The sequence below is a fragment of the Lachnospiraceae bacterium genome (genome assembly GCA_022794035.1).
GTDB lineage: Bacteria > Bacillota > Clostridia > Lachnospirales > Bianqueaceae > CALWPV01.
Genome location: JAAWDX010000003.1, coordinates 253913 through 279047, shown reverse-complemented (window position 1 = coordinate 279047; position 25135 = coordinate 253913). Strand labels below are relative to the sequence as shown.

Below are 25135 nucleotides of genomic sequence, written 5' to 3'. Positions count from 1 at the left end.
GTTCACTTACTCTCCATCTTCTGGCGTACTGTTATCAGTGTTATCTGAATCTTCTTCTCCAGCAGAACTTGGTTCATCACTGCTTTCCCCCGTTTCGCTGGATTCAGCGGGCGGCTCTGGCTGGCTGGTACTTGGCTCATTATTTTCAATCGGAACAAAACCGCTGAAATACAGGAACTGATCTTCCATTCCTTCTGTAATGGTAATCGTAGTTGATTTATCATGATAACCTGTGCGTGTACAGGTGATGGTATAGGTTCCGGGCGATAGACGGCAGGTAATGCTGCTGTCCTCCAGCTCTCCCTGATAGACGCCGTCTACGTACAATGAAACGCCCCACAAATTGGTGGATACTGTGACCTGCGTTGTATTTTCTCTGAATTCTATATTGACCTGCTGATAGGGCTGGCTCACTGTGAAGTTCTGATCCACAGGGTCATATCCGGGTGCTGAAACATGCGCCGTATAGTCGCCGTATTCAAGCTCAATCTCATCATTTTCCGCATATTCCTTGCCGTCTATTTCCACAACCGCCCTTGTGCTGGCATTGGATACAAATACAACTTTTCCTTTTTTATCCTCCATATTGGTCAGCTTCAGCGTATTTTCTTTGCCGGCACTGATGAAAATCTTACCGGTATAAACAACCTCATCGTCCATTTTAATCTGAATTTCTACAGATCCTTCCTGAAGCTCAATTGGCTCCATATTGGGCGTAATCAGCTTTTCAATCTTTTCTCCAACGGCTGGCTGCAGTGTCATCATGCCGCCTGCATATTCTTCCAGGTTCTGCAACACCAATGTGCCGATTGCATACGTAACGTAAATCGTATAAATATGCTCTCCTACCACCGTAGCATCATAAGTTGTATTCCCACTGATCTTTTTCACATCAAAGGGCTGGCCTCCATACAGGCAAACCAGTTTGTCATCTATGGAATACCGGTTTCCATTAATGGTAACTGTATTCTGCGTGGGCACTGCATTCTTAACATCCTTCAGTTGCTGCGCCGCACTGGCTCGGCTTAGTGCCTCTACTTTATTTCCATTGGCTTTGTTGTACTGCACCTGTACCACATCGCCGACATTGACGCTGCCAATGGACATCACGTTTTGGCCTGCGTCTTTTAATGTAAAGCCCTGCTCCTGCTTACTTTCCGCATTATAAATCAAAATGGTCTCGTTGTTTTTATCAAGACCTGTTACCACGCCTGTCAGCTGCTGCAAATCATAGCCTGTACTCTGATCGCTGTTTTGCCCCTCGCTTCCCAGGCCCCTAAACAGCAGTACAACCACCATAATCAGTAAAAGCACTACGCCAATGGAGATTCCTCCGATAATCAGCGGCTTTTTATTTTTTCCATCGGTATCGGTTTTTCTTACATTAGGAATATCTGAGGTCTCTTCACTTTCTTCATAATCGTATTCATCGTCGTAAGCGTATTCGTCGTCCTCATAGGTTTCTTCGTCATATTCATAGTCACCGTCTTCATAAGCCTCGTCTTCATACTCATACTCGTCGTCGTAAGCATACCCGTCTTCATCATAGGCATCTTCATCATCATATTCATATCCGTCATCGTATGCTTCCTCGTCATACTCATAGGCATCCTCGTCGCCATAGGCATCTTCATCTCCATATAGCTCCTCAGCCTCTTCTTCCTCTGCTTCATACCGGTTATCCACGCGGATACTCTCCTCAACCGATGTCAATTTAATTTCCGGCTTTAAACGATTCAGACTATGTTTTTTGGTATCAGAAAATTCCTGCAGCTCAGGAGAATCCTCTTCCGGCACTGCAGGCGGCGTCTGCGCCTGATCTGCTTTTATTTTCCTATCTGCCGGAGCTTCCGATCGTTCTTCTTTTCTCTTTGCTCCTGCTGCTTCTTTATTTGATGGCTTCTGATTCTCAGAGGCTGCAAACACATCTTCAAAGCTCCATTCTTCAAACTGCTCGTTCTTTTTATCCTTTTCGTCCTTCATGCTTTCCTCCCTATACTCCATGCTTTATATCTATATCGTAACTTCGTAACTTACGTATTAAGGCGGCTCAGGGATTTGAATAACCAAAATTGCCTTACCGCTTATATCATACCATAGCATTATCACAAGTTTGCCTTTGGCAAACTTATAGCGCAGCATAATCAATTTGAATAGCTGTACGATATCGGAGTTTGATGCTTTGCATCAAACTCAAAAGGCGGCTCAGGGTCTCGAATACTCAAAATTGCCTTGCCGCCTATATTATACCATAGGGTAACCCTTATCGCAATACACTCCGCAGCTGGTGCAGGAAATCTTTTCTCTTTTCCTGCTGCGCTAAAAACTCCTCCAGCTTTTGCTTATAGGCAATGGGAATCCAGCTTCTCTTCGTATGATAAGCCTTGGTGCACAGCTCACACAGCCTGCTGGGATAGATCAGCCCGGCGTAAACAAACTGCCGCTCCTCTTCTCCCATCGGGCACCACCTGTCGTATGCTTCCAGCATCTCCATGCCAAACTCAACTGACCAATGATTTTTTCGCAGTACTTTTTCCAGCAGCATCACCAGATCCGTGGCCGGAATCATATAGGAAATTTTTTCAAAATCCGTAATCATCGTACGATTTTTACCCAGCAGCACCGTATGATCCGTATACTGTCCGTGACCAAAAGCATGCTGCTCATCTGATCGCTCTGCTAGCCTCACATACTTCGGTCCCATAAAAAACTCCTGTGCCTGCTCTGCCTCCTCCACCTGCTGCGGCAGGCAGGACAGCACCATCAGGTCAAACTCTGTATAATGCCCATTCTTGCGCAAAATTTTGCCGTAGCTTTTCAGCTTACGGCAGTTTTTATAAACCTTCTGCGGCCATTCATAACAACGGTTCACCATCTGCGCTCCCTGCACCGGCTCATATCTCACCGAAAGCCGATGCATCCGGCCCAGCATAGCCGCCATCTGAATGACACAAGCCTTATCCGTCAGGTCTGCTTCCTCCGCTCTCAGCCAGCTGCGCACCGTATATATCTCGCCGCCGGCAGCTGCCCAAGGAAATCCGTCTCTGCCGACTATATAGCGGTCCGTCCATCCAAATCCCTGTCTGCACAAATATTCCTTAGCGCCATGCGCTGCCCACAGCACCTCCTCCGGCTGCGCTGCTTCCTTCACTAGCACGACTCCCTGATTTGTATCACAAATAAAAGCTCCGTAGGCCCTGGTGATGCGTTTACTGCGCAGCCCAAAGGGTTCTAGCAGAGCCGGCGAAAACTCTCTCATATTGGTCACGTCCTCATCTTAAATTCTATAGAAACCGTCTCGTTTCTATACCAACACTATATGAGGACAATGCGCCGTTCATGCCTAACAGTTCTCACGAAAATACTGCATAAGACTCTCTCTCTCATTCATCTCCGGGTTTTCCAGCACCAAATTCAGCAGCTGCTGCAGCTGAGCGCCCAGCGCCCGGCCGCTCACCGCACCAGCCTCCATCAGATCCCGACCGCTCACTGCCAGCTGTGCCAGCGTCAAACAGGCCGCCTTCTCCGTTTCATACAAGGCATACGCTGCTAAAAGCTCCTGCTCCCCGTTCTGTCCGGCCGCCCGCTTTAGCTCGCACAAGGCATCAAAATAATCCGCCCCCAGCTCATGCAAAAAAAAGCGCATGTCTCGTCTATTTTGCGGCAGCGCCGCCCCGATAAAGGTCAGCAGATGCACGACATCCCGCTTGGTTGCATTATCCAGCTTCAGCTCCTGCAGTATCCGCGCTGCCCTCTCCGCTCCAAAGCGGTGTAGCAAGGCAGCAAACCGAAGTGCTTTTTGCCCTTTTACGCGCGCAGGCGCCAAAAAATCCAGTTGCTCGCCCTGTCCAAGCTCCTGCGAGATCCAGGGCGCAAGGCCGGTGTCGACGATGCGGCTCAGGCCTTCCGGATGCTGACACAGCAAAATCTGCGTCACCTCATCGGCCACTCGCTCACGGCTGACATGAGCAAGGCTGGGCGCCTTTTTGCGGATGGCCCGCAGTGTTGCGTCTTCGATGCTGAAGGCAAGCCTAGCTGAGAAACGGACCGCCCGCAGCATTCGCAGCGCATCCTCTTCAAAGCGCTGCTCGGCCTCTCCCACGCATTGGATCCGCTTTTCTTTTAAATCCTGCTGTCCGCTGAAGTAGTCGACCAGCCCCCGCTGCGGATGATAGGCCATCGCATTGATGGTAAAATCACGGCGGGCCAGATCTTCATATAACAAAGAGGTGTACAGAACATGGTCGGGCCGGCGGTGATCGCTGTAATCGCCGTCTATCCGATAGGTAGTGACTTCATAGACTGTGTGATCATACAGCACGGAAACTGTCCCATGCTCGATGCCTGTATCGAAGGTTTTAGGAAAAATGGCTTTGACTTTCTCCGGCCTGGCTGATGTGGTAATATCCCAATCCTTTGGCTGCATGCCCATCAGCGCATCGCGCACACAGCCGCCTACTACATAGGCCTCGTAGCCTGCCTGTTCAAGCCGGTTTACAATCCATTCGGCTCCGCTGTCAATCTGCATTTCCTACACCTCCTCTGCCTTTTTATCAAATATACATTTTTTTCCATTCGTTATTTTCTATTGTAATCGCTTCTTAAATTCCTGTCAATGATCTGCCTTTAAATCGCATATTATCTTTTTGTCTGTTCATACTAGCTATGGATGTGAAAATACTTCACAGCATTTAAGAATTTATCCACCAGAAAGGAGATTTTTACCATGCATGTATCTAAAACAAATTGTGATTCTACTACTAACCGCGCTATCGGCTGCACGGTAGATGAGTGCAAATACCATTGCGGCGATGCCCAGTACTGCACCCTGCAGCAGATTCAGGTCGGCAAATGCGAGCCCTGCGCTAATACCTGCGAGTGCACAGAATGCGCTAGCTTCGAAAAGAAGAACTGATCAATAAAAAACAGGCTCCTAGGCAGCATGAACGCTGCTTGGGAGCCTGTTTTTTATATAAAATTCTCTTCAAAAAGTGGTTTTAGCGCCGCGCTCACTGCTGAGCCAGCTGATAATAGCGGTCAACAATGGCCTGCATCTCCTCCATTTTTTCCTCCATATCGGCTACCAGTTTAAACTGTGTACGCGCTCTATCCAAATTCTGACCTGGCCGATGCACCTTAAAATATGTATCGCCATTCAGATAGTCGCCTAAGAAACGAATACCCGTTTCAAATGTAATCACAGCAGCGCCGATCGCCAGACTTTTTGCCTCTTCTGGAGTCAAAGTCTTTCCCACTGCCTGCATATAGCCTTTTGTAAAGGCCTCGAACAGATCCAGCCTCATATATACCTTTGACAGATCCTGTTCATCCTCCTCGGCACTAGAAGCGCCGAAGCGAATGCTGTCTCCAAAATCATAGGCACAGGCACCGGGCATAATCGTATCTAAATCAATAATACAAATCGGCTGATCGGTTGTTTCATCCATCAAAATGTTATTGATCTTCGTATCATTATGTGTAACGCGCAGCGGAAGCTTTCCTTCTGCCAGCTGCCCAACCAGCGACAGCGCAAGCTCCTTGCGGGCAAGTGCAAAATCCACTTCTTCACGGCAGGTTTCAATGCGTCCTGCTTTATTAGCTGCTACTTCTTTTTCAAAGGTCTCAAAGCGTTTTCCTGTGTGATGAAAATCAGGAATCACCTCCACCAGCTCCTCCGCTGGGAAGTCCGCCAGATCCGCCATAAATTGCCCAAACGCGATTCCGGTATTCATAAACATTTCCGGTGTAGCCGCCATATCATAGGATTTGGTATCGGCTACCAGATCCTCCAGGCGCCAGCAGCGCCCCTGATCATCCTTATAAAACAGATGTCCGTCTTTGGTAGGATAAAAATGCAGGGTTTCCCTAGCGATATCGCCGCCCCGCGCCTTAATGATTTTTTTCAGGTATTCCGTCACCTTAATGATATTGTTCATCAGGCCCTGCGGATCCTGAAAGATCTCTGTATTCATCTTCTGCAGAACATATTTTTGCGTCTGTCCGTTATGAACAACCGTAGCACACAGGGTATCGTTAATATGTCCTGAACCAAAGGGTTCTACCGATTGAATCTCTCCTTCAATATTAAATACCCGAATAATTTCCTCGTAATTCATATTGCTTTCCCTCGCGTTTCTCTTTCATTGCTTATAGTATATTCATGGCTCTCATCGTTTGACAATCATTTGCATTGCTTAAAAAGTTCGGCTCGTTCTTCGCTGAACACTCGTTTGACCTATATCAAACGAAACAAGAAATCCCCGCGGGATTCTTGCGATCGTTCTATGTGCGTATTATACCATAGGGTTTCTGGTTGTACAAGTCTAATTCTATACTACTATTCCTCACTTGAAAACTCAAAACACTAGGGCCATCACCATTTAAAAACTCAGAAGTTTTGCAATCTCTTCCACGGTATCAAGAACAACACAAAATCTCAACGCACCAATATACTTATTTTCAAAAGCGTAGTTATCCCAAAGCAAATACATCTGTGAATCTTCTCTGATATCTTTGATAATATCCTGCCATTCTTTGATATCTTGAACCGAATTGCGCTTTTCGGCAGTATGTAAAACGGCTGTTTTCAAAACATCCAGACAAATTTCTGATTTACGGCTCTGAAATAGAGTGTGAAGATCATAATAATCTCTGGCCCTTGTTGTACCGATATTTCTGCGAATAATTGTTTCATATTTTTCGGCAAGGACCGTTTCAAGTGTATAGGCCATAATGGGAACTGTCTTTTCATCAAATAACATCGGAAAATCATATTGGATTGCTGCCGGGGTAATTACATCCCCAGTTGTAACATCTATTTTCATCGGACTATCAATTTTACCATATTTTGCACGCAGGTGTACACGAAAATTATGATAAACATCCTCCTCACGAATAGGCTCAATACTTTGGTATTCAAATACAATACCATCGCCAACTTCTACATCCAGAATCTCTTTGACAACTTTCACGATTTCATCCTCCTCCGTCTGAATACCACGCACAGTAGTATCCATATCCATCGTTGTGCGTTCTCCTATTCCAATCATAGAGGAAACAAGCAAACCACCTTTCAGAATAAAATTATTTTTATAAGTAGAGTTTGCCAAACGTTCCAATACTCGTTCAAAAAGAAACATCTGCAGAATTTCCTGAGCACGAAGATTTTTCTTCACCGCCATGCTACGTATGCTTCCTTTTAATTGCTCTGGTGTTTTCATTATAATACCTCCATATAGATTCTGACTTTAGCTTCAACCCCAAGAATCCTGCTGTATTTCAAAAGCTTACGCTTGTCAGGTTTTGTATTAAAATACTCTTTTATTGCCTGTGTGTATATCTGAATGTCCACTTTATCTTTATCCCGAATCAAATCACATATACAACGTTCCTTATCATATAAGCGTACCATGGCACCTTGAGGCGACCGAACCTCACTTATTCCCATATCGTATACTTCTCGTTTCACATAATGACATCGGATATTTGGATTGTCTCTTTTAAGCCGGCTAATATTCGTACCCTGCGGTATTGTTACATCGAATTTATGTGGTATACGATCTGACAATCCCCATAAATATAATGCTGTTCCATAAGAAAAAATAGCCTTTGTGCTCTGTAGTTGCAGCATAGCAAATTCATCGGCAAGATCGTCTGCACAAATATATAACCCCTTACGAATTTGTTCCAGTCTTCCATTCTTCATATATTTACGAAGCATCGGTCTGCTGACTCCTGCAGCTTCAACTGCACTTGTTTTTATAAAGCCATTATTTTCTTCTGCAACTTTCTCGATTTTACTCCAAATGCTATCCATAAAAACATGCCTCCAAAAAGAGATTTTACATTTATACTTTATAATATATATTATTAAAGTTTAAATGTAAATATTTTTTCTCTAGTATTTAGTATTTCCTAATTTGAAACCTTTATCACTCTGCTCATACAAACAGGCAAGGAAGGCAAACCATTATGATCCGCAACTATGCCTTTCCCGCTCGCTTGACTTTTTTCTTATCCATGCTATACTAAGCAACCGTAAGGGAGGCTCTAATTTATGATTTTATCTAATGCTCATACGCATACTCAGTTCTGTGATGCGGCCTCTTCCGCTGAGCAGATGGTGCAAGCCGCTATTAACCTCGGTTTTACTTCTCTCGGCTTTTCCGGTCATTCTTACCACAAGAATACCTTAGATTATGGTATGTCACTGGCAGGGACGCAGCAATACATACAGGAAATCCACCGGCTGCAGCATGTCTACAGCGATCAGCTTACCATTCGGCTCGGCCTGGAGCTTGATTATTATTCTTCGGTGGATCTGAGCCCTTATGAATACCTCATCGGCAGTGTTCATCATTATCTTGATCCCCAAACAAGCGCCTTCTACTCCTATGACGGCTCTGTGGATTCCTTTTATGAAACGCTTGAAAAAGGCTTTCACGGCGACATTTTTGCGCTTGCGCGCACCTATTATGCTCAGGTTGCCGAGCTATTCACGCAAAAGCGGCCTTCGATCATTGGGCACTTCAATCTCATTACCAAGCGAAATGATACGCATCATCTGATCGACGAGGAGGATCCGGCCTATCTGAAACTAGCGCTCGAATCTCTCCGCGCCTGCGCGGAAACCGGAGCGATTACTGAAGTAAATACCGGGGCAATTGCGCGCGGCTATGCCTCTCAGCCCTATCCAAATCTTACGATGCTGCGTTTTCTGAGGGAGCATCAATATCCTGTTATGATTAGCTCTGACTGTCATGATGCGGCTAAGCTGGATGCTCATTTTGATCTGGCGACTGCACTGCTGCAGGAGGCTGGCTATCGTTCTGTCATGGTTCTGGGGCGGGATTCTCTTTTTGAAGAGGTCGGTTTATGTGATTTGGCGCTATCGCGCTCATATAAAGAGGAGGTTCATAAATGAAATTTATGTATTTAGGAACGGCTGCTGCTGAGGGCTGGCCGGCGGTTTTTTGTCAATGTGATTTTTGTAAAGAGGCAGCGCGCCTTGGCGGCAAGGATATCCGCACGCGCTCACAGGCAATGATCAATGAGGACCTGCTGATCGATCTGCCGCCCGATACTTATATGCATAAGCTGCAGCATGGTCTCGATCTGACCAAGGTACAGCATCTTCTGATTACGCATTGTCATATGGATCATTTTTATCCACAGGAGCTAAGCGTACGCGGCTCTGGCTACAGCCACAACATGGCAAGCCCGGATATTCATATTTACTGCGCGCAGGAAACAAAGGATTTCTTTTACCGCTGCAGCGGCTGGGAACTCGATCAGGCAAGTGATGAGGCTATGCACTGGCATATCCTGACGCCGTTTGAAACGGTGCAGGCTGGTCCTTATCGCATCACGCCGCTTCCTGCCCATCACATGTCGGCCGGCCACCAGCCCTTTGTCTATCACATTGAGGATGCCGAGGGAATTTCTGTTCTCTATCTTCACGATAGCGGATACTATGCGCCTGAGGTCTGGACATATTTTAAATCTCTGAAAAAGCCTGTTGATCTGGTTAGCTTTGATACCACCTGCGGTGAGATTGACACGCATTGCGGCGGAGGCCATTTAGGACTTCCGGATGTGGTGCGGGTGCGTGATGAGATGAAAGAGATCGGCGTTATTGATGCGCATACGCGCTGCGTTGCCAATCATTTTTCACACAATGGGCACCTGCTCCATCAGCAGCTGGTCGAGGCGGCTCAGCCCTTTGACCTAGATATCTCGTATGACGGAAAAATCATTGAGCTATAAAAAAGGTTCTAAATAGGATTTCAAATAAAGAAGCGTTAGTTCTGATATTTGTCAGTTCTAACGCTTTTTTATATACCATTTTTCTTTAATTTATCGAACAGCATGGACATCATTTCTTTGGTATTCGACACCTGTGCTATTTCCCAGCCCGCCGCCCAATATCAAGAATATACTTTGGATCTTTAATCTGGATTCTTTTGCCATATCAATGACCGGCTGCGTTCTTTGATTCTTAAATTTCAAATCCTGATCAGAACCCCATTCTATCCTCTTAACTTTCCCCATAGATTTGAGTTCAGTGATTTGATTATGGCATACTCTGTGATAATTGCCGTAACTGATCACATTTCCTATAGATATTATCCATTATTATATTTCCCGTCTTAAATCCGCAAAAACATCAGCAATAGGACGTGACTGATTTGATTCAGCTTGTGCCAATCCCTTTTTCATAATGGAGTTAAATTTTTCTGTATCCATAGAATCTAGTGTAGCAGGTTTTTTCGGCAACGACAGTGAAAAAGGAATACTTTCAGTCATAATGATCTGCTTATATAGTGCATTGATAACAACCGAAGCGGGCAATCCAAGTTTGGACATGATAGATTCAGCTTGTTCCTTTATTTCTGGTTCAACACGAGCCAGTACATTTGCGCTTTTTGTAGCCATAATGATACCACCTTTCATTTTAGATTGATATTATTATATCCCTTTGTATATCCATTAGCAATACAAAAATATAAAAATTCCCTCTTTGCTGGACTATCCAGTAAAGAGGGAATTTATCAAAACTTTTTATTTACGATTCCTTCTTAATCTCAATCCCTTCCGTACGATAAATGAATTTCACCTTTCCTTCCATCTTTTCATCTATTTCTGAAAAGGACTGATACTCTTTTGACAGCTCTAAGCCTGCTTTGATCCTTTTCAAAAGCAGCGAAACATCTCCTACTTTTTCCGGATCATCTAAGGCACCGATCAGCTTTTCAATCCCCTTTTCATTTAATTCCTTGATTCCGTCCGCAAGGCGTGCTGAGCCATTTAAAAGCTGTGAAATTCCGCTTAACAGTGCCGGTACAGAGTCCTGCAGCGTAACCAAGCCGTTATAAAGCTCTCCTGTACCTTGATTTAAAGCGCCGGCTCCTGTCTTCAGGCTTTCAGCTCCTGTTTTTAATTCTCCTGCGCCCGTTGCTGCCTCTGCCACTCCTGCCGTATAGGCGTACAGTCCTAAATAAAAGGCATGATAGCTGTCTAATGAACTTTTCAGGGCAATGACTGCCTTTGCTCCTTCGGAGGCGGCTGCCAGCTGGCTTTGTACGGCATCGCTTGCCATATTGTCTGCTATGAGCTTTTGCACCTGCGCCTCTGTCTGCAGCGCGATTAGACTTTGCACTTCGTCGCTTTGCAGCTGTGCTGCGATCTGTCCTTCTATCATGGCCTTTGCCTCTTCACTGGCCATCTGCTGCTGGACGGCGACAGCTATTTTCTGCTGCACATCCTCTGTCTGCATCTGCGCCTCAGCTGCGCTGGCAATCTGTGACTGCTGCTCCTCGGTAATGCTGCCTGCAGAAACGGCGGCTTCATAGGCAGCTCTATCCAGACCGGTCGCAGCCAGGATCACCTGATCCTTCACGGTTTCATATACAGTCTGCGTGACCTGCTCTGTGACGGTCTGTTCTGCCGCCTCGCAGACCTTGGCGCGAATCGTCTCCTTAACCGTATCCTGCACGGCCGCTATAATTTGCGCGCGGTTAGCCTCCACCGCAGCAGTGACCTGCGACAGCGCCTGCTGATATACGGCTGCTTCATCCAATGAATTGATGATGCCGTTTAAAACATCTGCATAATTTTCTATCGTCATAGCCGGCACAGACAGCCCGGCTTCCTGCAGCTGCGCAGCCGCTGTATCGAGCAAAGTGCGGAACACCTGCGCCGCTCCTGCTGTCAGCTGACTGCTGTTACTGACCAGTGTATCCAGTCCCTCCTGCAATCTGGAAGCGCCTTCATAGAGCTTTTCTGCGCCGCTCGCAAGCTCCTTCATGCCGCTGTGAATCGCAGATGCGCCGGAGGTAAGACGATCTACGCCGTTTGCCAGCGTACCGGATTTTTCAGATAAGGTGCGCAGACCCTCACGAAGGTCAGAAGAGCCATTGATCAGCTGATCCATAGCGTCTGTCAGCTTCTGCAGAGAACCTTTTAGATCCTCTATGGAATCCAGCTGCTGGATATCAATCTGATTGAAAACTTCATTGGTTGCGATGCTAAGCGTCATGCCCATCGCAAAGTTTTCTACATCGGCTGTGATCTCAAGCGTACTGGGAAGCCCGGCAGCCTGCTCTGGCAGCTGCAGACTTTCCTGAATTCCCGGGAAGGCAATGCCGACGACTGCGGTGCGGCTGCCATCGTTGACGAGCTTTCCGCCGATTACCTCTACATTATGAAAGACCTCGTCATCAAGAATCATGCCTGTCAGTACAGCAAAGGGAACGCAGACTCTCTCTTTTTTACCATCGATATCCACGGTTTCATACTGCGAGTTGGTATATGTGAAGCGAATACGCACCTTGCCGCTTTTTCCTGCCAGCTCCTGCGGTAAAATCGGCTTTCCGTCCAGTTCATAGCTGACGGAAAGAGCAATAGGAGGTGTCTGCTCACTTCTCCCTTGATAATAGATGTCCTTGCCTCCCGCGTTCCAAACGCGCACATGTCCGGCTTCGTCTGTATAGGTCTCGTCTCCTTTTACATTTTCTACTTCTGTCAGATCCGACCGTTCTGAGATCGTATCTGCCTTCTGCGGATTTTTCAGCCAGTCGCTGACGATGACATCCTGCATGCTGCCATCTGCTTCCGTCAAAATATATACCGTTTCCTCTTTTGACACACTTGATTGTGGCTCTTCTTTTTCCTGCGCTGCGCCGACCATTAAAGCCGGAGCCTGCATGCCGCTAAGCATGACAGCCGCGCATAGCCCCAGCGCCACTTTTCTTTTTATTCCTTTTTTCATGATTAGATTGCCTCCTGATTGCGTTTAGAATGTTTACTCAATTTTCTCATGCCCCATGTGGTCGCGCATACGGCTCTATCGCACAGCAGCAGTAGCGACGGTAAAATAAAGATAACAGCCAGCATACTGACTACGGCTCCTCTGGCCATCAGCATGCACATCGAGCTAATGATATCAATATTGGAATAGACAGCGACGCCAAAGGTGGCGGCGAAAAGTCCCATTCCTGATACAATGATGGAAGGGATGGAAGTTAGCAGTGCGGTATGCACGGCCTCCTTTTTATCTGCTCCGCCAAGCCGCTCCGCTTTATAGCGCGTGGTCATCAAAATGGCATAATCGACTGTGGCTCCCAGCTGAATCGTGCTAATACAGATCGGCGCAATAAACGGAAGACTCTGTCCCAGATAATGCGGCAGCCCCAGGTTAATAAAGATAGCCAGCTCGATCACCGCGATCAAAATGAAGGGCAGCGAAACGCTCTTTTCTACCAGTGCAATGATGAAAAAGATTGCCAAAATGGATATTATATTGACGACCTTGAAATCATGGTCGGTAGTTTCGATCATATCCTTCATACAGGGCGCTTCTCCAATCAGCATGCCACCCTCATCATATCGCTTCAAAATTTCATTCAGCCGGTTGATCTGCTCATTCACCTCTTCGCCGGCAACCTTATATTCCGAATTGATCAGCATGAGCTCCCAGCGATCGCTTTTTAGAATCCCGGCTATCGAATCGGGGATCATCTCTTCTGGAATCCGGCTGCCTACAATAGACTCCAGGCTGAGTACATATTTCACGCCCTCTACCTGCTCCATCTCCTGCGTCATCTGATGAATCTCCTTGGCACTCGTGCCGCGGTCAATCAAAATCATATGCGTAGAGGCAATATTAAACTCTTCCTTCAGCTTTGAATTGGCAATCACATATTCCATATCCTGAGGCAGGCACTCTCCCATGTCATAGTATACCTCCTGATTGGTTTTCTGATAGCCATAGTACGCAGGCGGTATAAGAGCAGCAAAAATCACCAGAAATAGCGGAAAAATTTTAACGACGCCCTTGGCCGTTTTTCCAAAGCCGCGAATCAGGGAACGATGCTTTGTTTTTTGCAGCGGCGTATCGAGCACCAAAATCAGAGCCGGTAGCACCGTAACACACCCGATCACACCCAGCAAGACCCCTTTAGCCATGACAATACCCAGATCTCTGCCCATCGTGAAGGACATAAAGCATAACGCAATGAATCCAGCCACCGTGGTGATCGAACTGCCCAGCACACTGGTCAGTGTTTCCTGAATGGCGACAGCCATCGCCTCTTTAGCATCAGCCGTCTTTTCCCTCTGCTCATTATAGCTGTGCCACAGGAAGATCGAGTAATCCATGGTCACTGCCAGCTGCAGCACAGCAGAAAGCGCCTTTGTGATATAGGAAATTTCTCCCATAAAATAATTCGATCCCAGATTGATCAGAATCATAATGCCGATGGATGCCAAGAACACAAAGGGCACCAGATAGCTATCCAAAAAGAGCAGCATCGCCGCACAGGCCAGCGCTACCGCAATCCCCACATAAATGGGCTCTTCCTTTTCACACAGATCCTTCAGATCCGTAACCAGAGCCGACATCCCCGAAACATAGCACTGCTTTGTGCAAAGGCTTCGGATCGAACGAATCGCATCCATCGTGATATCCGCCGATGTAGAGCTGTCAAAAAAGACAGCCATCATGGTCGAATGCTCCGTATTAAACTCACGGTAGATCGAATCCGGCAGCAGCTCCATCGGAACCGAAAGATCCACCAAAGAATCATACCAGATCACGCTTTCCACGTGTGCCACCTGCTCGATCTCTTTCTTAAGCGCCGCCACCTCCTGCTCCGGCATATCCTCCATAATAATAAACGAAAAAGCGCCCTTGCCAAACTCCTCCATCAATTCATTCTGCCCCACAATGGTATCCATGTCCTCCGGCAGATAATCCAGCATATCATAATTGATCCGGGTGCCCGCCATTCCCAAAACAGAAGGAATCATCAGCAAAAGCGCCAAGATTAAAATCGGAACGCGGTACCGGACAACCGCTTTTGAAAAATGCATTTGTTTCATCCTCTCTTTATTTGATCTCATAATATTCGCATTCCACCACATCCGGCTGCTGATGCTTAACGATCTTCACCGTACTCAGCACAACGCAGAAATTCAAAATTCCTTCCGTCAGCAGGGAAATCCCCAGCAGCACCGTCATCATCTGCGCTCCCGCCGCAGGGCGGAACATAATAACGCCTCCTGCCAGTGCCGTCACGACAGCAAGCGCAAAAATAAGCCACCAAGTCTCGATGCCAAAGCGCTTAGCATCCAGCGCAATCTGTACTTTAAACAGCCCTTCTGTGAAAACGGCAATCCCAATTGCAATGAAAATGAAATTCACCACATTGCCCGGCTTGATCAGCACAATGAGTCCCAGCAGGATCAGCAGAATGCCAAACTCCAAATCATATTGAAAGGCCAGCCTAAACAGATCCTTCGACAGATACCCTATCAGCCGGATACAGCCAAAAAGCAGCAGCCCCATTCCCAGCACCTTTGCCATGACCTGCATAGAAATCTGCGGGTAAACAATCATCCATATTCCCATGATACAAAAGAAAACCGACATCACGATATAGCCAATCTTAGCGGCCCGCATAGGGGCAACCGACCTCATTTTCATGGTAAACCCTCCTTTTTTCAAGTATGCGATTACTATACCAAAGCCTTCCCTCTTTTCAAACGGACAGATTCTGCCCGATGCTGAAAAACCGGTCATGCTGCCAAAATTGACTAAAAAATAGACACCGGAGCATAAATGCCTAACACATTCATGTCCGGTGTCAAATCGATCAATCTATCCATTTATTTTTGCAGACTTCTCTGAATCATTTCCTCAATCATTCCTTTTTTTAGCTCATATAAACGGCTAATCTGCTGATGAACACGCTCCGGCATGCCATCGTTCATCCAGTCGATTACCATGCCAAAGCAGACACACTCATAAAAACGAAGAATTAGCTGCCGGTCGTCCTCCTTCACCGGCTTATCCTTAAACACAGTTGCACCATAGGTTGCCACTATATAACGACAGACCTTCCACAGGTACTGTTCAAATACAGCCCGATTGACCGAGTGGTAAATATGCAGAATGGCCCGCCGATTCTCCGTAGCAAAATCAACGGCAGCATTCAAACAGATCTCCAAGGAATCAATCGAGGGATACTTAGAAATAATCCGGTCTGCCTCCTCTGTCACAATTTCTTCTATCAATGCCGGAATATCCTGAAAATGATAATAAAATGAATTACGGTTAATCCCGCACTCCTCTACAATGTCCTTGACCGTAATCTGATTCAGCGGTTTCTCGTTTAGAAGCTTTATAAATGTTTTTTTAATTGCCATTTGAGTGAAATTAGGCATGCTCTCCCTCCTTTCAGCCATTCCTTACTATAATCCCATCTGTGTAATCTGTCAATGTCTCTCTTTCCTCAAACGGTCCGTCCCTACTGCTCCTACGCCGTTACAGATTCTTCAATTTTGTTTTTTTAACGTATCTTTCTTTGATTTTGCACGTTGCATCCTCTGCTCTGCTTGCCATTTCAACTGGTCAAAAAACGAATTTGATCAGTTGAAATTGAAGAGTTCTTATCAATATAACGGACAAAACCCTGCTAATGACCCGTTAAATCCTTTTTCATAGTCCTTCCCTAACGTGCTTTACATCGGTCATCCACGTTAAAATCCGCCAACCTCTCTTTTGCCAACGCCCCCTTTGTCTAGGGGACGGACCGTCCTTCAATCCTTCAGTCCTCCTAACCTCCAAACCTTCACTCCTTCATTAACCGCCTCTATCACAAAGGGCCTTACAGCTAATCCTCCAAGCTGTAAAGCCCTTTTCCTCTTATTCCTTTTTATTCCTTTTTATTCCTCTACCTGTGCCTGAATCAGATTGGTATATACCCCATTCAGTGCATATAGTTCATCATGTGTTCCCTGCTCTGCTACCTGTCCATCAACCAAGACAAAAATAACATCACAATTTTGAATCGTAGATAACCGATGCGCAATAAAGATGGAAGTCCGTCCCTGGGAAATATTTTCAATCGACTGCTGGATCAGCTCTTCCGTATTTGTATCAATATGCGCTGTTGCCTCATCCAGCACCAAAATGGCTGGATCATGGGCAATGGCTCTTGCAAATGAAAGCAGCTGCCGCTGTCCTGTAGAGAAATTGAGTCCCTGTTCCGTCACCGCACTGCTCAAACCGCCAAGATCATGGATGAAATCCGACGCTTCCGAAACCTCCAGTGCATCCTCCATGCGCTCCTCGGTAAGACCCGCATGCATATCCAGGTTTTCAGCGATATCCCCCGTGAAGAGAAACACATCCTGCAGTACTGTGGATACTCCCTGACGCAGGTCCCTCAGCTTCCAGTCCTCCACCGGAACGCCGTCTACCAAAATCTGTCCCTTCTGAATCGCATAATAACGACTGATCAGGTTGATAATCGTAGATTTGCCCACGCCAGTATGTCCGACAAAAGCCACCTTTTGGCCAGCCTCTACCTTGAAGCTGATACCCTTCAGGATCCAATCCTCATCCTGATATGCAAACCAAACATCCTTAAACTCAACCGTTCCTTTTACCGGGCCGCCGTGCGCGCCCGCTTCCGGATCCTCAATATCCGTCTCATCTAAAATTTCATAGATACGATCGGTTGAGACCAGTGCCGACTGAATCGTCGTATATTTCTCCGCTAAATCATTGATTGGCTCAAAAAACTGTTTAACATAGTTTGTAAATGCGTACAGCACGCCAACCTCCAGCAAGCCTCCGGTAATCCTGCCAAATCCATAGACGATCAGCAGCGCAATCACAAGATTATTGATGACCTCCATAGTCGGCCTCAGAAACGAATTTAAAAACACCTGTGTCATCGTTGTTTTAAAATATGCCTGATTCAGCTCCTGGAACTCATCCATTTTATTTTTCTGCCGGTTAAAAGCCTGCACAATCCGCATGCCTGATATGTTTTCTGCAAAAAATCCATTGATCTGTCCGATGATCTGCTTCATGCGCTTAAAATTACGCTTGATGATCTTCTTAAGAGAAAATGTAAGGAGCACAATCAGCGGTACACCCGTAAATGCCGCCAGCGCCAGATGGGGATCCATGATCAGCATCATAACCAAAATTCCCAGCAGCAAAAATACATCCTTAAATAGATTCAAAAATACATCAGAATAAAATTCATTTACCGTTTCCACATCATTGGTCGCTCGTGTAATCAAACGTCCTGTGCCATAACGGTCCAGCAGCTTCATCGGCATATGCATGATCTTATTAAATACCTTTTGCCGCATTTCGTTCAGAATCCCCTGCGATATACGGGCAATCAGCCTCACCTGTGTCATAGAAAAGAGCGCGCCGGCCAGCGCCACAGCAAAATACAATATGCCCATGCCGGTAATAGAAAACAAGCCGCTCTGCTCCGTAGTGCCCACCAAAAAATTATCGATCACAATGGCCGCCACATATGGCTTCAAAAGCTCTGCCAGATTCACCACAATCACACATAACATACAGATCAGCAGCTTGCCAATATAGGGCTTCATCAAAAGCGCCAGACGCACTAGGCTAGAACTTTTTTCCTGCTTATTCTTCATGCTGCTCATCCTCCTTTGACTGCTTTTCATAGGTCTCGGCATACGCTCCCTGCTTGGCCATAAGCTGCTCATGCGTGCCTGCCTCAATCACTCTGCCATCCTCCATAAACAAAATCCAGTCCGATCTGCGAAGCGCTGACAGCCGGTGGCTAATCACGATAGAAGTCTTATCACGCAGCACTCCATGAATATTCTCTACAATCTTTTTTTCGGTAATATTATCCACAGCCGACAGCGTGTCGTCTAAAATAAGAATCTGCGGATCCCGAATCAGTGCACGCGCCAAAGAAATTCTCTGCTTCTGCCCTCCGGAAAGCCGCGTTCCCCGTTCGCCCACCTGCGTATCATACCCTTCCGGGAAAGCGCTGATATCTTCGTCAATATTAGCCAAATCTGCGGCCTGCCGTACCTCCTTGCGCCCAACCTTAGGCATATAGAACGCAATATCCTGCTCAATAGAGCTTGAAAACAAAAAGCCATCCTGCGGCACATAGCCCGCCGCTTCCCGCAGTGCCTTGGCCGGAATATCGCAGATATCCTTTCCATCAATAAACAACGTACCTCTCGGCGCATCAAAGAACTTAAGCAAAAGCCCAATCAGCGTTGACTTGCCGCCGCCCGTTTTTCCGGCAATGCCCAGCGTCCCGCCTGCCGGCAGCTTAAAGCTAACATTCTCCAGTGCAGGCTTATCCGCATCCGGATAGGTAAAGGTCAGATTCCGTGCTTCAATCGCACCGTCAATCGGTCTGTCGTATTCCTGCATTTCCTTTTCGGGAATACTCTCCTCATTAAAAATCACACTTAAGCGCTTATAGGATGCAATACCGCGGTGCAGCATATTGACAATTCGTCCCAGCTGTACCACCGGATTCTGAATCAGCAGTAGATACCCCAGAAAGGCCACCAGATCCCCTAGCGCCAAAGAACCACTCATGACCAGTCCGCCGCCATAGATTAAGCTGACCGCATAGCTTAGCCCAAATGTAATCACCGTAATCGGGTTGATCAATGCCGACGTATCCGTCAATTTTACATTGGCCTGCATCATCTCAGTAGATGTGGTCTCAAACTCGTGCTGCCACTCCTTTTCTCTGGCAAAGGTCTTCACTACACGCACGCCCATAATGGACTCATTCACAAATCCAGAAAGATGAGAAAATAGTTCCTGTACTCTGCGGAAACGTTTCTGCACCAGATTGCCAATCAAAATAATAGAAATAATCGCAATCGGCACCGGAATTAAGGCCAAAAATGTAAGCCTCCCATCCACGGCTTTTGTCATCGCCCATATGGAAAGCCCGCCTGTGATAATCCCGTTCAGTCCCTGCGCCAGCACCGGTCCAAAGGTCATACGCACCGCCCCGACATCATTGATCGCATAGGCCATCAGATCGCCTGAACGCTGTTTAGAAAAAAAGGAGATCGGCATGCTCTGCAGCTTCGCAAAAAGCTCCTCGCGCAGAAAGCACTCCATCGATCTGGCATTGCGGATAATCATCATCCGCCAGATAAATCGTGTCACAAACACGCCAACCGCAATCAATATGATAAGACCCGCCTGCCTCCAGACCAGGTTTTTATCCGGCACCGCCTGCTCCAACAAATCGATGGCCTTTCCCAAAGCCTCCGGCGCCAGCGTTTGAATCCGCGAATTAATCGCCAAAAACACAATACCGGGTATGTACAGCCATCCGTACTTTCTCAAGAATTTCTTGATCACCATCCGTATCATTCCTTCCCTTTTTAAAATCACGTTAATAATGATACCTCTTTTTACACAGCCTGTCAATATAAAATGTTGCGATCGCAACGATTTTCCAGTGACTCTTATAGTCCCTTTGGGTGTCCGCATGCATAAACAAACCGGCATCTCTTCAAAAAGAAATGCCGGTTTCATTCATAAACTGCTCTGCGCTGTCTCTATATGGTGCAAAATCTGTGCATACACCTTTTCCTTTCCAATCTCATTCATCACCTCGTGCCGCATGCCCTGGATCGTAGTGCCCTGCACATCCTCATATCCCCGCTCCTTCAAAAACGAAATCGCGTCCAAAAATCCATTCATTCCATTCATACAGGGATCCTCCGCACCCGACACAAAGAAAATCGGCAGCTGCGGCTGCATCACCCGCCATCCCTCTTTCCGGTAACATCTTTTCACCAGATCAAACAGCGTTTCATATCCGTTTAAGGTAAACGTAAAACCACAAAGCGGATGCTGATCATACGCCTTCACTACCTCCGGATCCGAACAGATCCAGGCATTCGGAGACATCACCGGCTGAAAAGCCTTATTATATGCGCCAAATGCCAGCTGTGTAATCAGCCTGCTGCGGTGCCGCTCTCCCAGTACGAGCTTAAGCACCTTCACAATCCCCTGTCCCAAACCTGCCAGCGGGTTTGGCCCCACACAGCCGCTCACCGTCAGCGAAACAATTTCATCATCATATGACTGCAGATAGCACCGCACAATCAGAGATCCCATGCTATGGCCCAGCAGATGCACCGGCAGGGCCGGAAAAAGGCTATGGGTATACTGAACCATTTGATGCAGATCCTCCACGGCAGACAGTGCCCCGTGACTCCCAAAATAGCCAAGATCTGCCTGCGAGCGCACGCTGTGGCCATGCCCTCTGTGATCATAAATTACGCTCGCAAAGCCATGTGCAGCCAAAAACTCCATAAATGGAAGATACCGCTCCTTATGCTCTGTCATGCCATGCACCAGCTGCACAACGCCAATGGGCTTTGCGCCGTCCGGTTCTGCCCTGAGGGCAGCCAGAGATAAACCATCCCGGTTAGAAATAACTTGAAATTCTTTTATATCCACTTTAAAAACTCCTGGATCCACTGATCCCAAAATTCCCATGTGTGTGCTCCCGGCGCCTCCTGATAGGTGTACTCAATCTGTGGGTGAGCCGCAAACCATTCCTGTGTAAGCCGCGCGCTGTCCAGCAAAAAATCCTCCGTACCGCATACATGGAAAAAGCGCGGCATCTTCTGCCCTTTTTGCAGCAGCTTCTCCGCGGTGACAAAAGGATCCCAGCGGCTTCCCTTAAGACTATCCTGCCGGTCACAGCCATACACGGCCTCCATAATGGAGCAGCCTCCGCTCGCACGCTTTGCTGCCTGCCCATATGCTTCCGGTGCGCGGTAAAACAGATTGCCGGAGGAAAAGCATCCCACAGCGGCATACTGCTCTGGTTTCGTCAGTCCGATCTTAAGCGCTCCCATGCCGCCCATGGAAAGACCGGCGATATACTGCTCCTCCGGTTTTTGCGAAATGGGGAAAAAGGACTGCATCATCCGCGGCAGTTCCTCTGTAATATAGTCATAATACCGCGGTCCATGCTCCATATTTTCATAGCGCGATAGATGAGCCGCCGGCATCACAACTGCTAATTCCATTTGCGCTACATACCGTTCGATGTTGGTCCGGCGCAGCCAAATGGTATGATCATCGGAAGCGCCGTGCAGCAGATAGAGCACCGGATACCGCTCTCTTTTAGCGGCAGCTCCCGTGACCCCGATCCCATGCGTCTGCTGCGGCAATATTACATTGACCTGACTGCACAGCCCCAGCGTCTGTGCATAAAAATCAACCTGCATCAATGCCATTTTAAATCGCCTCCTTCTTTTGTAAGGGCAGCCAGTCCAAAATCCTTTGAATATTGCGATCCCAGAAGCCCCACTCATGAGTACCGGGCTCTTCCAGATAGGTCAGCGCCACCCGATCCTTAAATTGATCACGAAAATGAACATTGATATCATATAGGAAATCCTCTGTACCGCAGCACATATAAAATTTCGGAAGCTCTGCCTTAGCGGAAAGCTGCTCTTCTAAACGCCAAGGAAGATCATTGATGCTGTGCACAAGCTCCTCCTTTGTCCCCATCACATTGCCAAGGAATCTCTCTCCCAGCTGCTCCAAACCTAAGACCGGATCCAAATAGCCGGATAGACTGGCCGCATAACTATACTGCTCCGGGCAGTTGATTGCAAGCTTAAATGCGCCAAAGCCTCCCATTGACAGCCCTGCTATAAAAGTATCTTCCCGTTTTTCGGAAATCATTGGAAAGAACTCATGCACGACCCGCGGCAGCTCCTTACTGAAAAACTGATAGAAATCATAACCATATTTCATATCGGTATAAAATCCCAAATCTGTACAGGGCAGCACTACTGCCAATCCTTTGGCTACCGCATATCGTTCAATCGACGTTCTGCGCTGCCAGATCGTCTGGTCATCCGATGCACCATGCAGCAGATAAAGCACCGGTACCTTCTCTGCCGTTTGCTTGCCGCCCTGACCAATTCCATTTTGAACCTGAGGCAGAATTACGTCCATAGAACGTTCCATCCCCAGCGTCTCTGAATAAAAGTTTGCATGAATCAGTGCCATCTTATTCCTCCATTCTTTATATGATTCTCGCACTTACCTGACCGCAGTATACCTCCTGTTTCTCTCCGCTGGGAAGCTCAATCAGCAGCTGCGCATCATCACCAATGCCAATCACCTTTACCGGTGGATATCCTGACAGCTCTTCATGATCTGACCGCAAGAGCTTAACTGTTTTCCCGATTAAAAATGAACGCTGCCGATACAGATCCATAAATTTCTTCTCTGCAAGCTGAGGATAAATCAGCATAAATTCATTAAGCACAGCCGCTGCCAATCGGTCTCGGATCTGCCTGCCGTTCTTCTCCTCCTGCATCACGCTCCCTGCCACCGAGGCAAGCTCTGAAGGAAAGCCACCCTCCGGCTGCCACACATTGATTCCAATGCCAAGCACGGCATAGGAAAGTCTATCTCCCTCTGGCGCCATGCCTCCTTCTGTCAAAATCCCTACTACCTTTTTGCCATGACAATACACATCGTTTACCCATTTGATCTCAGCCCGCTGCATCGTCACCTTTTCAATGGCCTCCGCCACCGCTACGGCGGCTGCCGTAGTAATGAGCAGACAGTCTTTGGGTTTCAATGAGGGTCTTAGCAGCAGGCTCATGTAGATTCCTGTCTCCTGCGGAGAATAAAAGCCTCTGCCGCGCCGTCCCTTGCCAGCCGTCTGCCTTCTGGCAAACAGTACTTTCCCTTCAGCGGCTCCTGCTGCTGCCTCTTCCTTCAGCACGGTATTGGTGGAGCTTACTTCTTCTCTTAAGTCCAGCTGCAAATGCCGAGCCTGAGGCTGCAAATAGCTTTGAATCGCTGCTATATCCATTTCACCTTCTCCTTCTGATTCCTATACAAACAAAAAGACAAAATGCCGACCATAACTTTTATCCCCCGTTATGACCGGCATTTTTATTTTAAAGATAATCCTCCGGATTCACTCTTCCGCCGCCGCTGTATACTTCAAGATGCAGATGCGGCCCGGTAGACATTCCGGTAGACCCAACCTGCGCAATATTCTGTCCGGCACCGACTTCCTGTCCCTCTGACACGTGAATGCTGCTGCAGTGCGCATACAGCGTACTGAGTCCGTTGTAATGCTGGATGACTACATAATAGCCCCAGCCGCCGCCCCAGTCGTCTGTGGTGTTCGCTTCTACCACCACACCGCCGGCACAGGCGTAAATGTCCTCTCCATAGCCAACGCAAAAATCAATTCCGCCATGGTTTTTATATTCACCTGTAATCGGATGGATACGCGGTCCATATAAAGAAGAAAGCGTATACCCGTTGCACGGCCACCCCAGCATCTGATTGCCGATTCCCGGCCAGGTGCTGTAATATCCATTTGAAAGTACTCGGTCAGAGGCATCGCCCTCTCCTGGCGCTGTGCCCGGATCATAGCTGCCGCTGGAGCCCCCTTCTGAGGATCCGCCCCCGTTTGGCTCTGAAGGTCTTTGATTCGCAGCCGCTTCCTGTTCGATCCGATCCTTTTCATTTTGGATCTTCGTCTCATTATCTGCAATAGCCGCCATCAAAGACTGATAAGATGCATCCTGTTCATCAGCCATCATCTGCAGGGCCACTCGGTTGTTTTCCAGCTCGTTAAGCTTCTCCTGCTTCTCGCCATAGGCCTGCTGCAAACGCTCCTGCTCCTTCTGCTCATCAGCACGGTTGGTTTCCAGCTCCTTCTTTGTATTTTCAATCACTTCTTTGCTTTCCTGAATCGTCTTGCGGCAAGCATCCAGCTCTTCCATGATTTTATTATCATATTCTACCATCTGACTGATATATTCCAGACGGCTGAAAAAATCAGAAATACTGCTGGCATTTAAAAGAACCTCTAAATAATTATTGCTGCGGTCGCTCTCATACATCATGCGAATACGGCCCTTTAAGGCAGCATAATACATTTTCATATCTTCTTTAGCCTGTGCAAGCTCTGCTTCTTTTATTTTGAGCTTTCCTTCATTCTCAGTAATTTTCTGATTGAGCTCCCCAATCCGATTACTCACGGTCTGAATCTCCGCATTGATCGTCGCCATCTCATCCTTGACAACCTGCAGTGCGCTCTGCGCCGCTGTAAGCTCATCCTGCGTCGCATTCTTTAATGCCTCCGCATCATTTGCTTTCTGCTCCAGCTCCCGCTGCTGCTCCTCCAGGATATCCAGCTCTTCTGCAAAAACCGGCGTAATAATACTCAGCATCATTGCTAAAACAATGACGCATGCTAAAAGCCCCGTTACAATTCTCTTTGTCTTAATGCTCATTTTA

Annotated in this window: 22 protein-coding genes; 3 read left to right on the top strand and 19 right to left on the bottom strand. The window is 47.2% G+C overall.

Going from position 1 to position 25135, the window contains the following annotated elements:
* Positions 1-6: 6 nt before the first annotated feature.
* The 3 genes from HFE64_03005 to HFE64_02995 all read right to left on the bottom strand — a co-directional run bounded on the left by HFE64_03005 (position 7) and on the right by HFE64_02995 (position 4528).
* The gene (locus HFE64_03005) at positions 7-1983 is read right to left on the bottom strand and encodes a PEGA domain-containing protein (protein MCI8632436.1); all 1977 of its coding nucleotides are present in this window, start codon (positions 1981-1983) and stop codon (positions 7-9) included.
* 280 nt (positions 1984-2263) lie between these two features.
* On the bottom strand, positions 2264-3259 hold the full coding sequence (locus tag HFE64_03000) for a CotS family spore coat protein (protein MCI8632435.1): 996 nt from the start codon (positions 3257-3259) through the stop codon (positions 2264-2266).
* Between the two features lie 84 nt (positions 3260-3343).
* Positions 3344-4528 carry a CCA tRNA nucleotidyltransferase gene (locus tag HFE64_02995; GenBank protein ID MCI8632434.1) on the bottom strand — a complete coding sequence of 395 codons (1185 nt, stop codon included), beginning with the start codon at positions 4526-4528 and terminating at the stop codon, positions 3344-3346.
* Between the two features lie 198 nt (positions 4529-4726).
* Between HFE64_02995 and HFE64_02990 the strand changes: the two genes are divergently transcribed.
* Positions 4727-4915, top strand: coding sequence for a DUF1540 domain-containing protein (locus HFE64_02990; protein MCI8632433.1), 189 nt, complete (start codon positions 4727-4729; stop codon positions 4913-4915).
* A 94-nt stretch (positions 4916-5009) separates the two neighbouring features.
* Here the strand turns inward: HFE64_02990 and HFE64_02985 are convergent, their stop codons facing one another.
* The 3 genes from HFE64_02985 to HFE64_02975 form a co-directional block, all read right to left on the bottom strand.
* Positions 5010-6116 (bottom strand): aminoglycoside phosphotransferase family protein, encoded by a 1107-nt coding sequence (locus tag HFE64_02985; protein ID MCI8632432.1) that lies wholly within the window; start codon positions 6114-6116, stop codon positions 5010-5012.
* A gap of 264 nt (positions 6117-6380) precedes the next feature.
* On the bottom strand, positions 6381-7220 hold the full coding sequence (locus HFE64_02980) for a nucleotidyl transferase AbiEii/AbiGii toxin family protein (protein ID MCI8632431.1): 840 nt from the start codon (positions 7218-7220) through the stop codon (positions 6381-6383).
* Complete coding sequence (locus tag HFE64_02975; GenBank protein MCI8632430.1) at positions 7220-7816, bottom strand: abortive infection protein; 597 nt, start codon at positions 7814-7816, stop codon at positions 7220-7222. Before HFE64_02975 ends, HFE64_02980 begins: the two co-directional genes overlap by 1 nt.
* 240 nt (positions 7817-8056) lie before the next feature.
* On the opposite strand from HFE64_02975, the gene HFE64_02970 reads away from it, so the two are divergent.
* Positions 8057-8923: a histidinol-phosphatase gene (locus HFE64_02970; protein MCI8632429.1), complete on the top strand. Its 867-nt coding sequence runs from the start codon at positions 8057-8059 to the stop codon at positions 8921-8923.
* A complete protein-coding gene (locus tag HFE64_02965) occupies positions 8920-9765 on the top strand; it encodes a hypothetical protein (protein MCI8632428.1) in 846 nt (281 codons plus the stop codon). Before HFE64_02970 ends, HFE64_02965 begins: the two co-directional genes overlap by 4 nt.
* 90 nt (positions 9766-9855) lie before the next feature.
* Here HFE64_02965 and HFE64_02960 read toward each other — a convergent pair whose 3' ends face one another.
* The 13 genes from HFE64_02960 to HFE64_02900 form a co-directional block, all read right to left on the bottom strand.
* On the bottom strand, positions 9856-10050 hold the full coding sequence (locus tag HFE64_02960; protein MCI8632427.1) for a hypothetical protein: 195 nt from the start codon (positions 10048-10050) through the stop codon (positions 9856-9858).
* An 84-nt stretch (positions 10051-10134) separates the two neighbouring features.
* Positions 10135-10434: a type II toxin-antitoxin system RelB/DinJ family antitoxin gene (locus tag HFE64_02955; GenBank protein MCI8632426.1), complete on the bottom strand. Its 300-nt coding sequence runs from the start codon at positions 10432-10434 to the stop codon at positions 10135-10137.
* Positions 10435-10564: 130 nt separating this feature from the next.
* The gene (locus tag HFE64_02950; protein MCI8632425.1) at positions 10565-12769 is read right to left on the bottom strand and encodes a hypothetical protein; all 2205 of its coding nucleotides are present in this window, start codon (positions 12767-12769) and stop codon (positions 10565-10567) included.
* 2 nt (positions 12770-12771) lie between these two features.
* On the bottom strand, positions 12772-14871 hold the full coding sequence (locus HFE64_02945) for an MMPL family transporter (protein MCI8632424.1): 2100 nt from the start codon (positions 14869-14871) through the stop codon (positions 12772-12774).
* 16 nt (positions 14872-14887) lie between these two features.
* The gene (locus tag HFE64_02940; protein ID MCI8632423.1) at positions 14888-15484 is read right to left on the bottom strand and encodes a hypothetical protein; all 597 of its coding nucleotides are present in this window, start codon (positions 15482-15484) and stop codon (positions 14888-14890) included.
* A 182-nt stretch (positions 15485-15666) separates the two neighbouring features.
* Positions 15667-16224: a TetR/AcrR family transcriptional regulator gene (locus HFE64_02935; protein MCI8632422.1), complete on the bottom strand. Its 558-nt coding sequence runs from the start codon at positions 16222-16224 to the stop codon at positions 15667-15669.
* A gap of 501 nt (positions 16225-16725) precedes the next feature.
* Complete coding sequence (locus HFE64_02930; protein ID MCI8632421.1) at positions 16726-18480, bottom strand: ABC transporter ATP-binding protein; 1755 nt, start codon at positions 18478-18480, stop codon at positions 16726-16728.
* A complete protein-coding gene (locus HFE64_02925; protein ID MCI8632420.1) occupies positions 18461-20194 on the bottom strand; it encodes an ABC transporter ATP-binding protein in 1734 nt (577 codons plus the stop codon). Before HFE64_02925 ends, HFE64_02930 begins: the two co-directional genes overlap by 20 nt.
* Before the next feature lie 174 nt (positions 20195-20368).
* Positions 20369-21301 (bottom strand): alpha/beta hydrolase, encoded by a 933-nt coding sequence (locus HFE64_02920; protein MCI8632419.1) that lies wholly within the window; start codon positions 21299-21301, stop codon positions 20369-20371.
* Positions 21292-22089 (bottom strand): esterase family protein, encoded by a 798-nt coding sequence (locus HFE64_02915; protein ID MCI8632418.1) that lies wholly within the window; start codon positions 22087-22089, stop codon positions 21292-21294. Before HFE64_02915 ends, HFE64_02920 begins: the two co-directional genes overlap by 10 nt.
* A gap of 1 nt (position 22090) precedes the next feature.
* Entirely contained in the window at positions 22091-22873 is a 783-nt protein-coding gene (locus HFE64_02910; protein ID MCI8632417.1) for an esterase family protein, read from the bottom strand.
* Between the two features lie 16 nt (positions 22874-22889).
* A complete protein-coding gene (locus tag HFE64_02905; protein ID MCI8632416.1) occupies positions 22890-23690 on the bottom strand; it encodes a biotin--[acetyl-CoA-carboxylase] ligase in 801 nt (266 codons plus the stop codon).
* Positions 23691-23778: 88 nt separating this feature from the next.
* On the bottom strand, positions 23779-25131 hold the full coding sequence (locus HFE64_02900; GenBank protein ID MCI8632415.1) for a peptidoglycan DD-metalloendopeptidase family protein: 1353 nt from the start codon (positions 25129-25131) through the stop codon (positions 23779-23781).
* Between the last annotated feature and the right edge of the window lie 4 nt (positions 25132-25135).

Coding starts and splice junctions, on each gene's coding strand:
- HFE64_02985 (MCI8632432.1), bottom strand. CDS start 6,116: ATGAATTACGAGGAAATTATTCGGGTATTTAATATTGAAGGAGAGATT.
- HFE64_02935 (MCI8632422.1), bottom strand. CDS start 16,224: ATGCCTAATTTCACTCAAATGGCAATTAAAAAAACATTTATAAAGCTT.
- HFE64_02955 (MCI8632426.1), bottom strand. CDS start 10,434: ATGGCTACAAAAAGCGCAAATGTACTGGCTCGTGTTGAACCAGAAATA.
- HFE64_02990 (MCI8632433.1), top strand. CDS start 4,727: ATGCATGTATCTAAAACAAATTGTGATTCTACTACTAACCGCGCTATC.
- HFE64_02930 (MCI8632421.1), bottom strand. CDS start 18,480: ATGAGCAGCATGAAGAATAAGCAGGAAAAAAGTTCTAGCCTAGTGCGT.
- HFE64_02910 (MCI8632417.1), bottom strand. CDS start 22,873: ATGGCACTGATTCATGCAAACTTTTATTCAGAGACGCTGGGGATGGAA.
- HFE64_02975 (MCI8632430.1), bottom strand. CDS start 7,816: ATGGATAGCATTTGGAGTAAAATCGAGAAAGTTGCAGAAGAAAATAAT.
- HFE64_02970 (MCI8632429.1), top strand. CDS start 8,057: ATGATTTTATCTAATGCTCATACGCATACTCAGTTCTGTGATGCGGCC.
- HFE64_02900 (MCI8632415.1), bottom strand. CDS start 25,131: ATGAGCATTAAGACAAAGAGAATTGTAACGGGGCTTTTAGCATGCGTC.
- HFE64_02965 (MCI8632428.1), top strand. CDS start 8,920: ATGAAATTTATGTATTTAGGAACGGCTGCTGCTGAGGGCTGGCCGGCG.
- HFE64_02980 (MCI8632431.1), bottom strand. CDS start 7,220: ATGAAAACACCAGAGCAATTAAAAGGAAGCATACGTAGCATGGCGGTG.
- HFE64_03005 (MCI8632436.1), bottom strand. CDS start 1,983: ATGAAGGACGAAAAGGATAAAAAGAACGAGCAGTTTGAAGAATGGAGC.
- HFE64_02950 (MCI8632425.1), bottom strand. CDS start 12,769: ATGAAAAAAGGAATAAAAAGAAAAGTGGCGCTGGGGCTATGCGCGGCT.
- HFE64_02925 (MCI8632420.1), bottom strand. CDS start 20,194: ATGGTGATCAAGAAATTCTTGAGAAAGTACGGATGGCTGTACATACCC.
- HFE64_02940 (MCI8632423.1), bottom strand. CDS start 15,484: ATGAAAATGAGGTCGGTTGCCCCTATGCGGGCCGCTAAGATTGGCTAT.
- HFE64_02915 (MCI8632418.1), bottom strand. CDS start 22,089: ATGGCATTGATGCAGGTTGATTTTTATGCACAGACGCTGGGGCTGTGC.
- HFE64_03000 (MCI8632435.1), bottom strand. CDS start 3,259: ATGAGAGAGTTTTCGCCGGCTCTGCTAGAACCCTTTGGGCTGCGCAGT.
- HFE64_02960 (MCI8632427.1), bottom strand. CDS start 10,050: ATGGGGAAAGTTAAGAGGATAGAATGGGGTTCTGATCAGGATTTGAAA.
- HFE64_02995 (MCI8632434.1), bottom strand. CDS start 4,528: ATGCAGATTGACAGCGGAGCCGAATGGATTGTAAACCGGCTTGAACAG.
- HFE64_02905 (MCI8632416.1), bottom strand. CDS start 23,690: ATGGATATAGCAGCGATTCAAAGCTATTTGCAGCCTCAGGCTCGGCAT.
- HFE64_02945 (MCI8632424.1), bottom strand. CDS start 14,871: ATGCATTTTTCAAAAGCGGTTGTCCGGTACCGCGTTCCGATTTTAATC.